We start from the raw sequence: 14,393 nt of genomic DNA, 5'->3' as shown, positions 1-14,393 counted from the left end.
AGCACTAACTCAAGTTAGTGCTTTTTTTGTAATAAATAGATGACCGATAATTACGCTAAAGTAGTTTCTTCAAGCGATATAATTCCTCTAATGCTTGGCGAGGCGTAAGATCATCAGGATCAACGTTTGCTAAAGCTTGCTCTACTTCGCTTGGTTCGGGTATTAAGCTCAGTTGATTAGCAATATCAACGTTTGTTGACTTACTTGTTAGGTTGTCAGTACCTAATGCCTCAAGCTGCGTTAGCTTATTACGAGCATTCTTTATTACAGCTTTAGGCACACCGGCAAGCCCAGCAACCGCGAGACCGTAAGATTTGCTTGCTGCACCTTCTTGAACTGCATGCATAAAGGCAATGCTATCGCCGTGCTCTACGGCATCTAGATGAACATTGGCTAATTTTTGGTGTTGATTTGGCAGCTCCGTTAGCTCGAAATAATGCGTAGCAAACAGAGTCATGGCATCAATTTGATTGGCTAACCACTCCGCACTTGCCCACGCCAAAGATAAGCCGTCATAAGTACTGGTACCACGACCAATTTCATCCATTAAGACTAAGCTATTTGGTGTCGCATTATGAAGAATATTCGCGGTTTCTGTCATCTCCACCATAAAAGTTGAGCGACCTAAAGCAAGATCATCAGAAGCGCCGATTCGGGTGAATATACGATCAATCGAGCCAATCGTTGCTGACTCTGCAGGTACGTAACAGCCAATATGTGCCATTAATGCAATAAGAGCGGTTTGACGCATATAGGTAGACTTACCACCCATGTTTGGACCTGTAATGATCAACATTTTACGTTGTTCATTCAGTTCTATAGGGTTAGCTATGAATGGTTCATCCATAACTTGTTCTACCACTGGGTGGCGACCACCTTGTATTTGGACGCTCGGCGCTTTTTTCAATATTGGGCGGCAGTAATCCAATGTATCTGCACGCTCTGCCATATTTTGAAGAACATCAAGCTGTGAAATCGCAGAAGCAATATTCTGTAAGCGCTCTAAATGTGGCAGAAGAAGGTCAAATAATTCTTCCCATAACTGTTTCTCAATGGCTAATGCTTTAGATTTTGAACTCAGAACTTTATCTTCGTGCTCTTTGAGCTCTGGAATGATGTATCGTTCTGCATTTTTTAAGGTTTGACGGCGAACGTAATGAGGTGGGACTAGGTGACTTTGTCCACGACTCACTTGAATGAAGAAACCATGAACATTGTTGAAACCTACTTTTAGAGTATCAATGCCGTGGCGTTCGCGTTCTTCCTGCTCTAATTTATCTAAGAACTCGGTAGCACCAGCTGCTAGGCTGCGCCATTCATCTAATTCTGCGTTGTAGCCTTCTGCGATCACACCGCCGTCACGGATAACTACTGGCGGGTTTTGCTTGATTGCTCTTTCTAGAAGTTCAGACACTTCATGCAACGGAGCTGCATATTCTGTGAGTTGAGTTAAGTAAGAGTGCTGAAGCGGTTGTAATGTATCGGCAAGTTCAGGCAAATATTCCATAGCTTGACGCAGTCGAGCCATATCTCGTGGTCGAGCAGAGCGCAGGGCAAGGCGAGCAAGAATACGCTCAATATCACCGATTTGTTTGAGCGTTGGTTGTAAGTCTAAAAATAAAGAAAGATCTTTCAATTCAGTGATGGCATCAAGTCGCTGATTTAACGCTTCAAGATTGCGCATTGGTTGATGTAACCAGCGCTTGAGCATGCGGCTGCCCATAGGAGTTGCTGTATGGTCAAGTACTTCAGCAAGGGTGTTGTCAAAACCGCCCGATAAATTCTGTGTAATTTCAAGGTTACGACGAGTTGCAGCATCTAGAATGACAGAGTGATCTTGGCGATCAAATGTTAGAGAGCGAATGTGCGGAAGCGCAGTACGTTGTGTATCTTTAACGTATTGAATGAGACAACCTGCAGCGCAAAGACCAAGGTGAGCTTTCTCGACACCAAAGCCAACAAGATCGCGAGTTCCAAACTGTTGATTCAGTTGTTGCTTCGCGGTATCTAACTCAAATTCCCATACTGGGCGACGGCGATTACCATTTCGACTTGCCATGAGATCTACAGGTTCGAAATCTTCGGGGAATAATAATTCTCGAGGGGAAGTTCTTTGCAGTTCAGCAGCCATTGCTTCAGAAGTTTCAGGTTCTGAAAGTTGGAATCGACCAGAAGTAATATCAAGGGTTGCGTAGCCAAACTTACCTTTATGATGATAAATAGCGGCAATCAAGTTATCTACACGTTCAGAAAGAAGTGCTTCATCAGTTACCGTTCCTGGTGTAACGATACGGACAACAGCGCGTTCAACAGGACCTTTTGATGTAGCAGGGTTGCCGATTTGTTCGCATATTGCTACTGATTCACCGAGTTGCACGAGTTTTGCTAGGTAGCCTTCTACGGCATGGTATGGAACACCAGCCATAGGAATAGGTTCACCATTTGAAGAGCCTCGCTTAGTTAACGATATATCTAACAGTTGAGAGGCTTTCTTTGCGTCATCATAGAAAAGCTCGTAGAAATCTCCCATGCGATAGAAGAGCAAAATCTCTGGGTTTTCTGCTTTCAACTTTAAATATTGCTGCATCATGGGAGTGTGTTTTTGATCGGCTTTCACAGTTAACTTCTTTCGTTTGTTTCTATTGCGGCTTAGGATACGTGAAAGCTATTGATGCGAAAAGACGCTCTGGCGAAAAGTTCTAAATCGAGCTGAAACAATCGAGTTGTATACAAGAAAGTAGGAAGGTAAGCATGTCAGTAAATCAAACGCTTAGTGAACAGTTAGGTCATCAGTTATTTGAACAAAAGCATGTACTTGTTACGGCTGAGTCTTGTACTGGTGGAGCTATCGCTGCTGCTATTACAGATATAGCTGGGAGTTCGGCCTGGTTTGATCGAGCTTTTATTACTTATAGCAATGAAGCAAAGCAAGAAATGATCGGGGTGAGGCTGTCGACATTAGAGGCGAATGGAGCGGTAAGTGAAGCGGTTGTTGAAGAGATGGTTGAAGGCGCTCTACATAACTCTAATGCGACATTGGGAGTTTCAGTAAGTGGTATTGCTGGTCCTGGCGGGGGAAGCAAAGAAAAACCAGTAGGCACCGTATGCTTTGCTTGGGCAGATTCTATTGAGTGGAAGAAAGTTGAAACGCGCCATTTTACTGGAGACAGATCACAAGTGCGTGAACAGGCGACTCAATATGCACTTCAAGTTATTTATGATTACCTATCAGAAACTCGTTAGTAACTCATTGCTGTGCTTAGCTTTGTACTAATTTGATAACGAATTAAACAAAAAGTTTTCATACAGGTATGGACACTGTATGAATCAACAGTATAATAACTACCAATTAGCCGCCCTTATATAGGGTTGAAACAGATTCTAGATCGCTTGACGAACAAGCGGATCACGTGGAGATAGTAATGGACGAGAATAAACAAAAAGCGTTAGCCGCAGCTCTTGGACAAATTGAAAAGCAATTTGGTAAAGGTTCGATCATGCGTCTAGGTGATAACCGCACAATGGATGTAGAAACAATCTCTACTGGTTCACTATCTCTTGATGTTGCTCTAGGTGCTGGTGGTTTACCTATGGGTCGTATTGTTGAAGTTTACGGACCTGAATCATCAGGTAAAACAACGTTGACTCTTGAGCTTATCGCCGCTGCACAGAAAGTCGGTAAGACATGTGCATTCGTTGATGCTGAGCACGCTCTAGACCCAATCTACGCTCAAAAACTTGGTGTAGATATTGATGCTTTACTTGTATCTCAACCTGATACTGGCGAACAAGCTCTAGAAATCTGTGATGCACTTGCTCGTTCTGGCGCTATTGACGTTTTAGTTATTGACTCAGTTGCTGCATTGACTCCAAAAGCTGAAATTGAAGGCGAAATGGGTGATAGCCACATGGGTCTTCAAGCTCGTATGCTGTCTCAAGCAATGCGTAAGTTAACAGGTAACCTGAAGCAATCTAACTGTATGGCTATTTTCATTAACCAAATTCGTATGAAAATTGGTGTAATGTTTGGTAACCCTGAAACCACAACGGGTGGTAACGCACTTAAATTCTACGCGTCTGTTCGTCTTGATATTCGCCGCACAGGTTCTATCAAAGAAGGTGACGAGATCGTTGGTAACGAAACTCGTATCAAAGTCGTTAAAAACAAAATTGCAGCGCCATTTAAGCAAGCTGAAACTCAAATTTTGTATGGTCAAGGCTTTAACCGTGAAGGTGAGCTGATTGATTTAGGTGTTAAGAACAAGCTTGTAGATAAAGCGGGTGCTTGGTACAGCTACAATGGCGATAAGATTGGTCAAGGTAAGTCTAACTCTTGTAAGTACCTTCGTGAAAACCCAACAATTGCTTTAGAAATTGATACTAAATTACGTGAGCTACTACTTACACCTGCTGTTCTTGAAGAAGCTGGTTCTGAAGAAGAGCCTCAAGAAGAGCTATAAGCACTAGACTAAGCTTTTCTGAAAGATCAAATTAAAAGCCTCGCATTGCGGGGCTTTGTTGTATTTGCAGTATTTATGTGGGATTTCGGGGAATTTACACAAGAAAACTAGTCTACGCCTTAACCATGTTCTACAATACGGCAAAATTCTAACTCGACTATTTTCAGGAAGAGCTGCATGTACATGAGCACTGATGAGGTTCGCAACGCGTTCCTTAAGTTCTTTGAGAGCAAAGAACACCAAATCGTAGACAGTTCATCGTTAGTTCCACATAACGATCCAACCCTGCTATTTACTAACGCAGGTATGAACCAATTCAAAGATTGCTTCTTAGGCGCCGAAAAACGTGCCTACACTCGAGCAACTACGGCTCAGCGTTGTGTACGTGCGGGTGGTAAACACAATGACCTTGAAAACGTAGGTTTCACGGCTCGTCACCATACATTCTTCGAAATGCTAGGTAACTTCAGCTTTGGTGATTACTTCAAAGAAGAAGCGATTGGGTTTGCTTGGGAATTCCTGACTGAAACGCTCGGTCTGCCAAAAGATCGTCTGTTAGTAACGGTTTACGAGACAGATGACGAAGCATTCGATATCTGGAACAAGAAAGTGGGCATCCCAGCTGACAAGATTGTTCGCATCGGCGACAAAGAAGGCGGCAAGAAGTTTGAATCTGATAACTTCTGGACAATGGGTGACACAGGTCCTTGTGGTCCATGTACTGAAATCTTCTACGATCACGGTGAACACATCTGGGGCGGCCGTCCTGGTACACCTGAAGAAGATGGTGACCGTTTCATCGAGATTTGGAACAACGTATTCATGCAGTTCAACCGTCACGCTGACGGCACTATGGAACCGCTACCTAAGCCTGCTGTAGATACTGGTATGGGTATTGAGCGTATCTCTGCAATTATGCAGGGCGTTCACTCTAACTACGAAATTGATGTATTCCAAAAGCTAATCAAAGCGACAGCAGAAGTAGTGGGTCACGACGACCTATCTAACCAATCGCTGCGTGTTATTGCTGACCACATCCGTTCTTGTTCATTCCTAATCGCTGATGGCGTAATGCCTTCAAACGAAGGTCGTGGCTACGTTCTACGTCGTATTATTCGTCGTGCAGTTCGTCATGGTAACAAGATTGGTGCACAAGGCGTGTTCTTCCACAAACTTGTGGGTGTACTGGCTGAAGTGATGGGTTCTGCGGCTGAAGAGCTTAAGAAACAGCAAGAGCTTGTTGAAAAAGTACTTCGCATCGAAGAAGAGAACTTTGGTCGCACGCTAGAGCGCGGCATGGTTATCCTGAACGACGCATTAGACGCACTTGAAGGCAAAGAACTTGACGGTGAAACAGTCTTCAAACTTTACGATACATACGGCTTCCCAGCTGACCTTACTAATGATGTAGCTCGTGAACGCGACTTTACTATCGATGAAGCAGGCTTTGAGAAGGCGATGGAAGCGCAGCGTAAGCGTGCACGTGAAGCGGGTCAGTTCGGTACTGATTACAACGCAACGATCAAAGTAGACACTAACACTGAATTCTGTGGTTACACAGGTACTGAAGGTGCGGGTGAAATTTCTGCGTTATTCGTTGACGGCGAAGAAGTATCTTCACTATCGGCTGGCGACAAAGCAATCATCATCCTTGAAGAGACACCATTCTACGCTGAATCAGGCGGTCAATGTGGTGACGCGGGTACGCTAAGCACTGCGTCGGGTCTATTCAAAGTACAAGACACTCAGAAGCTAGGTAATGCATTTGCACACCACGGTGAGCTAGTTGAAGGCGTATTTGCTCAAGGCGATAAAGTAGAAGCGCGCGTTGATGCTGAGCGTCGTGCTGCTATCTCACTGAATCACTCTGCAACTCACTTACTTCACTCTGCATTGCGCGAAGTGCTAGGTGAGCACGTTGCTCAGAAAGGTTCTTTAGTTAAGCCAGACAACCTACGTTTTGACTTCTCTAACCTTGAAGCGGTAACACCAGCACAGATTAAAGAAGTAGAGCGTCTAGTTAACGCACAAGTTCGTAAGAATCATGTGATTGAAACGAACATCATGGACATCGAGTCAGCGAAAGAAAAAGGTGCGATGGCACTGTTTGGCGAGAAGTACGATGATGAAGTTCGCGTTCTTTCTATGGGCGATTTCTCTACTGAGCTTTGTGGTGGTATCCACGCGAGCAACACGGGTGATATCGGTCTATTCAAGATCACTTCTGAAGGTGGTATTGCTGCGGGTATTCGTCGTATTGAAGCGGTAACGGGTGAAGCTGCTCTAGATGCAGTTGATGCTCAGAATAACGCTTACGAAGAGAAATTGGCTGAATCAGCTAAGAAAGCGAAGTCGCTAGAGAAAGAAATCCAACTACTTAAAGAAAAGATGGCTGCAGCTGAAGGCGCAAACATCATGGGTAAAGTGGAAGACATCTCAGGTACTAAAGTTCTGGTTGCTGCAATTGAAGGCGCAGACAACAAGAACCTACGAACTATGGTTGATAATGCTAAAAACCAAGTGGGTAGCGGCATCATCCTGATTGCGAACGTAGCAGACGGTAAAGTTGGCTTAATTGCTGGCGTAACCAAAGACCTTATCGGCAAAGTAAAAGCCGGTGACCTCGTTAAGATGGTTGCTGAGCAAGTTGGCGGTAAAGGCGGTGGTCGTCCAGATATGGCTCAAGCGGGTGGTACAGACGTTGAAGCACTACCTGAAGCGCTTAAATCGGTACGTATTTGGCTAGAAGAGCGTCTTTAAGCTTAAGTAATTGATACAAAGATGCCCAATCAACTGATTGGGCATCTTTTATTTTGCCTAATGGAAGAGCGTCTGAAAAAGGTTTGATTGAGATTAACCAAGAAGTCTAATGGTAACGTTAGACTCCTTGGTTAATTTTTTATTGCTTCGCCATGACGCGGAGTGTGTGTTTTTTTGTCATATATAGACATTGGTCTTGGGAAGGTGAGGAAGGGTGAAAATGCCTCTTATCGTGCAGAAATTTGGTGGAACGTCGGTGGGTTCAATAGAACGAATCCATCATGTAGCAGAAAAAATCATTGAAGCGAAAAATGAAGGGAACCAGATCCTGGTTGTCGTTTCTGCTATGTCAGGTGAAACAAATCGGTTAGTTAACTTAGCTTCACAAGTTGATAGCGTCCCAAATGCTAGAGAGTTGGATGTGCTGTTAACGGCTGGAGAACAAGTTTCCATGGCTTTGTTAGCGATGACGTTGCACAAGTTGGGTTATGAAGCGACATCGATGACTGGCTATCAAGCCAAGATACACACCGATTCTAATCATAATAATGCGACGATTGAGCGTATTGATACCGCTCCTATTAAAGCGCTGTTAGATGATGATCAGATTGTCATTGTTGCAGGTTTTCAAGGCGTTAACGCGAAAGGTGATATCACAACCTTAGGGCGAGGTGGTTCAGACACCACGGCTGTTGCATTAGCGGGCGCGCTTCAAGCGAAAGAGTGTCAGATATATACCGATGTTGATGGTGTATATTCCTGCGACCCTAGAGTCGTTAAGCAATCTAAGAAATTAGATACCTTAGACTTTCCTTCTATGGAAGAAATGGCTCGCAGAGGCGCTAAGGTTTTGCACCTTCCATGTGTTCAGCATGCGTGGCGACACAATGTACCATTGAGAGTGCTTTCGAGCTTTGAAGAAGGCGAGGGAACTCTTATTGCGGGTAATGACTGTTTGAATGAGATCACGGGAATCGCCATTCAAGATGGCATGTTGGAATTGGAATGCTTGCCCACAGACCTTGATACACTGCTAAGACAGTGCCAATTACTTGGTATTGAAGTTTGGAGTGTGATCGAGGAAACAGAAAGAGTAGCGATTCTCATTAAACAAGACGCAGGTCTAAAATTAAAGCTAGTTTTTGATGAGAAAATCCGTAATAGTGAACAGGTTAGCTTGTTGACTGTAGTAGGTAATCGAGCGCAAGGAATTGTGGTCAGCTCTCAGGAGTTGTTGTCTAAGAATGATATTGATATACGTCATTACTCTCTCGCACAACAATCTTTAATGTTGGTGCTATCGCCAACTCAAGTTGATACAGCGGCTAACATACTACATGATGCATACATTACAGCATGCGGAGAGAGCAGTCATATTCAAAAAGAAGTGCATTTTGGTTAAATAAACTAAATAGATAGTTTACGAAAATATAACTTTTGTTGGATAATGCCCGCGTAGCTAGATAAATTTAGAGAATTACTCAAGGAGCAAAGAATGCTAATTTTGACTCGCCGTGTTGGCGAAACACTAATGATTGGTGATGAAGTGACAGTTACTGTACTGGGCGTTAAAGGCAACCAAGTACGTATCGGTGTAAATGCACCTAAAGAAGTATCTGTTCACCGTGAAGAGATCTATATGCGCATTCAAGCTGAAAAAGGTAATGGTAACGTTGCACCTGGCAACTACTAATACTTTCTGCGTGAAAGAAGAGGCTAGCATTTTGCTAGCCTTTTTTGATGATTTCGATTGTTAAGAACAGCTTAACTCTGATATAACAGTACCCGGAAGAACTGAGAGAGGTAAATGTCAGAATTTTTTAAATTTTGATAGCGTGTTCTTCTCATTCATTTTTAAGAAAAAAACGTTTTTATAGTGATTAAAGTTTAATTTACAATCGCTTTGATTGATTTTGCAACACTCAGTCGATTTTAGGCAGTTTTTTGAAATAAAATGTTTGACATATTTTCGGTAAAACGTAATATGTGCCTCCGCAAGACGGTGAGGTGGCCGAGAGGCCGAAGGCGCTCCCCTGCTAAGGGAGTATGTGGTTTGTAGCCGCATCGAGGGTTCGAATCCCTCCCTCACCGCCATTTCTTGCACGTTTGAATTTGCACACAAACACAGAAGTAACAATGTGCGCTCTTAGCTCAGCTGGATAGAGTACCTGGCTACGAACCAGGCGGTCGGAGGTTCGAATCCTCCAGAGCGCGCCATTCTCTTTTTACTTTAAGTAGCTTGAGAATAATGAATTAGGTGAGGTGGCCGAGTGGCCGAAGGCGCTCCCCTGCTAAGGGAGTATGTGGTTTGTAGCCGCATCGAGGGTTCGAATCCCTCCCTCACCGCCATTCATTATAGGCCGATGGCCTTTTTTTTTCTTCATAGCAAGAAGAGTGTGATATGTTTCACAACTTCATTCTCAATGAATGAACACCGTGCGTCCTTAGCTCAGCTGGATAGAGTACCTGGCTACGAACCAGGCGGTCGGAGGTTCGAATCCTCCAGGACGCGCCACTATTTAAGGGTTTCTTTTTTATAAGAATGAAAACCCTTGTATTGAATTGTTGTTTACAACAAATTGCTGTTAACAACGAAGTGATACTAAAACCGTGCGCTCTTAGCTCAGCTGGATAGAGTACCTGGCTACGAACCAGGCGGTCGGAGGTTCGAATCCTCCAGAGCGCGCCACTTTTAGGGTTTATTTCTTATATGAATTTAAATCCTGATATTGATGATTTGTTTAACAGTTATTAATATCGAAACCGTGCGTCCTTAGCTCAGCTGGATAGAGTACCTGGCTACGAACCAGGCGGTCGGAGGTTCGAATCCTCCAGGACGCGCCACTATTTAAGGTTTTCTCTTGTAAGAGTAGAAATCCTTGTATTGAATTATTGTTTACAACGAATTATTGTTTACAACAAATTGTTGTTTACAATGAAATGATACTAAAACCCGCGCGCTCTTAGCTCAGCTGGATAGAGTACCTGGCTACGAACCAGGCGGTCGGAGGTTCGAATCCTCCAGAGCGCGCCACTTTTAGGGTTTATTTCTTATATGAATTAAAATCCTGATATTAATAATTCGTTAACGACTATTAATGTCGAAACTGTGCGCTCTTAGCTCAGCTGGATAGAGTACCTGGCTACGAACCAGGCGGTCGGAGGTTCGAATCCTCCAGAGCGCGCCACTATTAAAGGGTTCTTTCTCATGAGAATGAAAATCCTTGTATTGAATTGTTGTTTACAACAAAGTGATACTAAAACCGTGCGTCCTTAGCTCAGCTGGATAGAGTACCTGGCTACGAACCAGGCGGTCGGAGGTTCGAATCCTCCAGGACGCGCCACCATTTAAGGGTTTGTTTCTTATAAGAATGAAAATCCTTGTATTGAATTGTTGTGTACAACAAAGTGATACTAAAACCCGTGCGCTCTTAGCTCAGCTGGATAGAGTACCTGGCTACGAACCAGGCGGTCGGAGGTTCGAATCCTCCAGAGCGCGCCACATTTATAAAAAAGCCTCGATTATTCGAGGTTTTTTTATGTCCAGAATAAAATGTTGCAAAAATGTTAACTTAAATTAATTAACTTATTGTATTTTCAGCATTTCTAACGCTTCCTATGTTTTTTTTTGATCTTCATTAAATTTTCTTTGTTATTGCATATTTACTCACAGTTTAAATAACTAAAAACCACCCATTTACTAGATTTATGTGATATCAGTGGCGAATTATTGACCTTATATGTGCGTTATCTATAAGAGAGCATTAAACAAAATTGACAAACTTTTACCAATCGAGATAATCCATGGGTCGGGATTAAATACGTTGAGTCCTGTACGTATGTCAGGATGACGAAGAAAGGAAGCAACATGACAAATATTGGAAGCCTGCTAGGAGATGCAGCAACCCTAATGCTAACGGGGATGTCTGTAGTCTTTATATTCCTAACTATTCTAGTTTATCTCGTTCGGTTGATGTCTAAACTGGTGCCAGAAGAAGTACCAGAGCCGATCGCAGCACCTAAAACAATTCAAAAAAAACAATCAAACCCTTCTGCTGTTAGTCCACAGGTTGTGGCAGCAATTTCGGCCGCGGTGCGTCAATACCGTGTGTCTACTGCTAAGTAGCATTTAAAAGGATTAAAAAGGAGTTTATGAGCATGTCTAAACCACTAGCTATCACAGATGTGGTACTTCGTGATGCACACCAGTCACTATTCGCTACTCGTATGCGCATCGAAGATATGCTGCCAATTGCGGCAGAACTGGATAAAGTCGGTTACTGGTCTCTTGAAACTTGGGGCGGGGCGACATTTGATTCATGTATCCGTTTCTTAGGAGAAGATCCATGGGAGCGTTTGCGTGAGCTGAAAAAAGCAATGCCAAACACCCCAATGCAAATGCTACTTCGTGGTCAAAACCTTTTGGGTTACCGCCACTATGCAGATGATGTTGTAGAAAAATTTGTAGAACGTGCGCACAAAAATGGTATGGATGTCTTCCGTATTTTTGATGCGATGAATGATGTTCGTAACTTTGAAACAGCAGTGAAAGCTACTATTGATGTTGGCGGTCACGCTCAAGGTACACTTTCTTACACGACGAGCCCTGTACATAACTCAGATACATGGGTTGACCTTGCCAAGCGCCTAGAAGACTTAGGCTGCCATTCTTTGTGCATCAAAGATATGTCAGGTCTGTTAAAGCCTTATGAAGCGGAAGAGTTGATTACACGCATTAAAGCATCGTGTGATGTTCCTTTAGCGCTGCATAGCCACGCGACAACGGGTCTATCGACAGCGACAGCGGTTAAAGCCGTTGAAGCGGGTATCGATATTCTAGATACTGCGATTTCTTCAATGAGCTGCACTTATGGTCATACACCAACTGAAACGGTTGTTGCTATGTTAGAAGGTACAGAGCGCGATACGAACCTTAAGCTTGATCAGATTGAACCGATCGCGGCTTACTTCCGTGATGTACGTAAAAAGTATGCGAAGTGGGAAGGGCAGTTAAAAGGTGTAGATTCTCGTATCTTGATTGCTCAAGTCCCTGGCGGCATGTTAACGAATATGGAAGGCCAGCTTAAAGAGCAAGGTGCAGCCGATCGTATGGATGAGGTTCTAGAAGAGATCCCACGCGTACGTAAGGAACTTGGCTACATTCCTCTAGTAACACCAACTTCTCAAATCGTAGGTACTCAAGCAGTTATCAATGTTCTCACGGGTGAGCGCTACAAGAGCATCACGAAAGAGACTGCTGGTCTTCTTAAAGGTGAATACGGTCAAGCTCCTGCAGAGGTTGATGCTGAACTGCAAGCGAAAGTGTTAGATGGTGCAGAACCAATTACGTGCCGTCCTGCAGATTTACTTAAATCAGAAATGGATACACTCACAACCGACCTTTTAGAGAAAGCGAAATCAGAAGGTATCTCTCTGGCAGAAGATACCGTTGATGATGTGCTGACTTACGCACTTTTCCCACAAGTGGGCCTTAAGTTCCTTAAGAACCGTCGTAACCCTGAAGCGTTTGAACCTGCACCAACGGCAGAAGCAGCAGCTCCTGTTGCTGCGGCACCACAACCTGCTTCTGGCGGAGTTGAAAGCTACAGCGTAAAAGTTGATGGTCAAGTTTATGATGTTGAAGTTGGTCCTCAAGGTCAACTTACATCTGTATCTCCATCCGCTAAACCAGTCCAAGCGGTTCAAGCAGCACCTGCTGCGGCTTCTGACGCTGAAGCGGTTCCTGCGCCATTAGCTGGCAACATCTTTAAAGTTATCGTTCAGCCGGGTTCTGAAGTGGCTGAAGGCGATGTTCTACTTATCTTGGAAGCGATGAAGATGGAAACGGAAGTTCGTGCTGCTCGTGGTGGTATCGTTCAAGAATTGAATGTAAAAGAAGGCGATGCAGTTACTGTAGGCGCTCCACTACTAAGCTTAGCGTAAGGGAGCACCATGGAAGGATTGATGACCTTATGGTCTGAAACAGGTATTGCTAACTTTGAGTTTGGCCAAATCTGTATGATGTTGGTCGGTTGCTTATTGTTGTTTTTGGCAATTCGTAAAGGATTTGAACCGTTACTTCTACTACCTATTGGTTTTGGTGCTGTATTAGCAAATATTCCAAATGCTGGGTTTACAGATCCTGGCGGTTTGCTTTACTACGTTTACTACATTGGTATTGAAACGGGTATTTTCCCGCTACTTATCTTTATGGGCGTAGGTGCAATGACTGATTTTGGTGCGCTAATTGCGAACCCAAAAACGTTATGGCTAGGGGCTGCTGCGCAATTTGGTATTTTTGCTACGTTATTTGGGGCGATTTTACTAAATTACGTTCCTGGTATGGAATTTAGCATGGCGGATGCTTCATCCATTGCCATTATTGGCGGTGCTGATGGTCCAACGGCTATCTTCTTAGCGAGTAAATTATCTCCTGATCTATTAGGTGCCATTGCGGTAGCTGCATACAGCTATATGGCGTTAGTTCCTATTATTCAGCCACCAATCATGAAAGCGTTAACATCTCCTGAAGAGCGCCAAATTAAGATGGCTCAACTTCGTCATGTAAGCAAGGCTGAAAAGATCCTTTTCCCGCTTGCTGTATTACTGATGACGATTTTGTTCTTACCTTCAGCAACTCCTCTCGTAGGTATGTTCTGTTTGGGTAACTTAATGCGTGAAGCTGGAGTGGTTGATCGCCTTTCAAAAACGGCTCAAAACGAACTGATTAACGTTGTGACTATTTTCCTTGGTCTAGGGGTAGGCTCTAAGCTTCAAGCGGATACATTCTTGAATTTAGAGACGCTGGGTATTTTAGGGTTAGGTGCAGTGGCATTCAGTATTGGTACGGCTGGTGGTGTATTAATGGCGAAGGTTCTGAACCGCTTCTCTAAAGAAGATATCAACCCACTTATTGGTGCTGCTGGTGTATCAGCAGTTCCGATGGCGGCTCGTGTTGTTAATAAAGTTGGGCTTGAGGCTAATCCTCAAAACTTCTTGTTAATGCACGCAATGGGACCAAACGTTGCAGGTGTACTGGGTAGTGCCGTTGCAGCTGGTATCTTGTTGGCGCTCGTTGGGTAAGTCAATTGACGGTTAATTTGAGATCCATCAGTTAACTTAGTCAAACAAAATGGTTTATAGTCAAAGGGATGCTTTCGCATCCCTTTCTTT

The 14,393-nt window shown here is 43.7% G+C and carries 9 protein-coding genes and 10 tRNA genes; 18 read left to right on the top strand and 1 reads right to left on the bottom strand.

All coding sequences use genetic code 11. The features are described from left to right. Window positions 1-55: 55 nt before the first annotated feature. Entirely contained in the window at window positions 56-2,617 is a 2,562-nt protein-coding gene (mutS, locus tag L4C37_RS01600) for a DNA mismatch repair protein MutS (RefSeq protein WP_429767696.1), read from the bottom strand. A gap of 134 nt (window positions 2,618-2,751) precedes the next feature. On the opposite strand from mutS, the gene pncC reads away from it, so the two are divergent. The 18 genes from pncC to L4C37_RS01510 all read left to right on the top strand — a co-directional run bounded on the left by pncC (window position 2,752) and on the right by L4C37_RS01510 (window position 14,303). After that, window positions 2,752-3,243 (top strand): nicotinamide-nucleotide amidase, encoded by a 492-nt coding sequence (gene pncC, locus L4C37_RS01595; RefSeq protein ID WP_273295806.1) that lies wholly within the window; start codon window positions 2,752-2,754, stop codon window positions 3,241-3,243. A 179-nt stretch (window positions 3,244-3,422) separates the two neighbouring features. After that, the gene (gene recA, locus L4C37_RS01590; RefSeq protein ID WP_137373359.1) at window positions 3,423-4,460 is read left to right on the top strand and encodes a recombinase RecA; all 1,038 of its coding nucleotides are present in this window, start codon (window positions 3,423-3,425) and stop codon (window positions 4,458-4,460) included. A gap of 177 nt (window positions 4,461-4,637) precedes the next feature. Continuing rightward, window positions 4,638-7,220, top strand: coding sequence for an alanine--tRNA ligase (alaS, locus tag L4C37_RS01585; protein ID WP_429767695.1), 2,583 nt, complete (start codon window positions 4,638-4,640; stop codon window positions 7,218-7,220). 220 nt (window positions 7,221-7,440) lie between these two features. Further along, window positions 7,441-8,622 (top strand): aspartate kinase, encoded by a 1,182-nt coding sequence (locus L4C37_RS01580; RefSeq protein WP_429767694.1) that lies wholly within the window; start codon window positions 7,441-7,443, stop codon window positions 8,620-8,622. A 93-nt stretch (window positions 8,623-8,715) separates the two neighbouring features. Further along, complete coding sequence (gene csrA, locus L4C37_RS01575) at window positions 8,716-8,913, top strand: carbon storage regulator CsrA (protein ID WP_009847619.1); 198 nt, start codon at window positions 8,716-8,718, stop codon at window positions 8,911-8,913. Window positions 8,914-9,221: 308 nt separating this feature from the next. After that, window positions 9,222-9,314 (top strand) — tRNA-Ser (locus L4C37_RS01570). 46 nt (window positions 9,315-9,360) lie between these two features. Continuing rightward, window positions 9,361-9,437 (top strand) — tRNA-Arg (locus tag L4C37_RS01565). 39 nt (window positions 9,438-9,476) lie between these two features. Beyond that, window positions 9,477-9,569: transfer RNA gene (locus L4C37_RS01560), tRNA-Ser, on the top strand. A gap of 89 nt (window positions 9,570-9,658) precedes the next feature. Then, window positions 9,659-9,735: transfer RNA gene (locus L4C37_RS01555), tRNA-Arg, on the top strand. A gap of 97 nt (window positions 9,736-9,832) precedes the next feature. Then, window positions 9,833-9,909 (top strand) — tRNA-Arg (locus L4C37_RS01550). 78 nt (window positions 9,910-9,987) lie between these two features. Next, window positions 9,988-10,064 (top strand) — tRNA-Arg (locus L4C37_RS01545). Window positions 10,065-10,177: 113 nt separating this feature from the next. Beyond that, a tRNA-Arg gene (locus L4C37_RS01540) sits at window positions 10,178-10,254 on the top strand. A 77-nt stretch (window positions 10,255-10,331) separates the two neighbouring features. Next, a tRNA-Arg gene (locus L4C37_RS01535) sits at window positions 10,332-10,408 on the top strand. Window positions 10,409-10,487: 79 nt separating this feature from the next. Then, window positions 10,488-10,564: transfer RNA gene (locus tag L4C37_RS01530), tRNA-Arg, on the top strand. 81 nt (window positions 10,565-10,645) lie between these two features. Beyond that, window positions 10,646-10,722: transfer RNA gene (locus L4C37_RS01525), tRNA-Arg, on the top strand. A gap of 366 nt (window positions 10,723-11,088) precedes the next feature. Beyond that, window positions 11,089-11,346, top strand: a complete 258-nt coding sequence (locus L4C37_RS01520; protein WP_137373361.1) for an oxaloacetate decarboxylase subunit gamma — start codon at window positions 11,089-11,091, stop codon at window positions 11,344-11,346. A 32-nt stretch (window positions 11,347-11,378) separates the two neighbouring features. After that, on the top strand, window positions 11,379-13,163 hold the full coding sequence (oadA, locus tag L4C37_RS01515) for a sodium-extruding oxaloacetate decarboxylase subunit alpha (RefSeq protein WP_137373362.1): 1,785 nt from the start codon (window positions 11,379-11,381) through the stop codon (window positions 13,161-13,163). A gap of 9 nt (window positions 13,164-13,172) precedes the next feature. Then, window positions 13,173-14,303 (top strand): sodium ion-translocating decarboxylase subunit beta, encoded by a 1,131-nt coding sequence (locus L4C37_RS01510; protein WP_137373363.1) that lies wholly within the window; start codon window positions 13,173-13,175, stop codon window positions 14,301-14,303. The last annotated feature ends 90 nt before the right edge of the window (window positions 14,304-14,393 follow it).

Source organism: Vibrio kagoshimensis (assembly GCF_050337535.1).
Classification (GTDB): Bacteria; Pseudomonadota; Gammaproteobacteria; order Enterobacterales; family Vibrionaceae; genus Vibrio; species Vibrio gallaecicus.
The sequence above is the reverse complement of the archived record's forward strand: the minus strand, read 5'-3'. Positions and strand labels throughout refer to the sequence as shown.

Bases quoted from the DNA above. Each gene is read 5' to 3' on its own strand.
- csrA (WP_009847619.1), top strand. From the start codon at position 8,716: ATGCTAATTTTGACTCGCCGTGTTGGCGAAACACTAATGATTGGTGAT.
- oadA (WP_137373362.1), top strand. From the start codon at position 11,379: ATGTCTAAACCACTAGCTATCACAGATGTGGTACTTCGTGATGCACAC.
- recA (WP_137373359.1), top strand. From the start codon at position 3,423: ATGGACGAGAATAAACAAAAAGCGTTAGCCGCAGCTCTTGGACAAATT.
- L4C37_RS01520 (WP_137373361.1), top strand. From the start codon at position 11,089: ATGACAAATATTGGAAGCCTGCTAGGAGATGCAGCAACCCTAATGCTA.
- alaS (WP_429767695.1), top strand. From the start codon at position 4,638: ATGTACATGAGCACTGATGAGGTTCGCAACGCGTTCCTTAAGTTCTTT.
- L4C37_RS01580 (WP_429767694.1), top strand. From the start codon at position 7,441: ATGCCTCTTATCGTGCAGAAATTTGGTGGAACGTCGGTGGGTTCAATA.
- pncC (WP_273295806.1), top strand. From the start codon at position 2,752: ATGTCAGTAAATCAAACGCTTAGTGAACAGTTAGGTCATCAGTTATTT.
- L4C37_RS01510 (WP_137373363.1), top strand. From the start codon at position 13,173: ATGGAAGGATTGATGACCTTATGGTCTGAAACAGGTATTGCTAACTTT.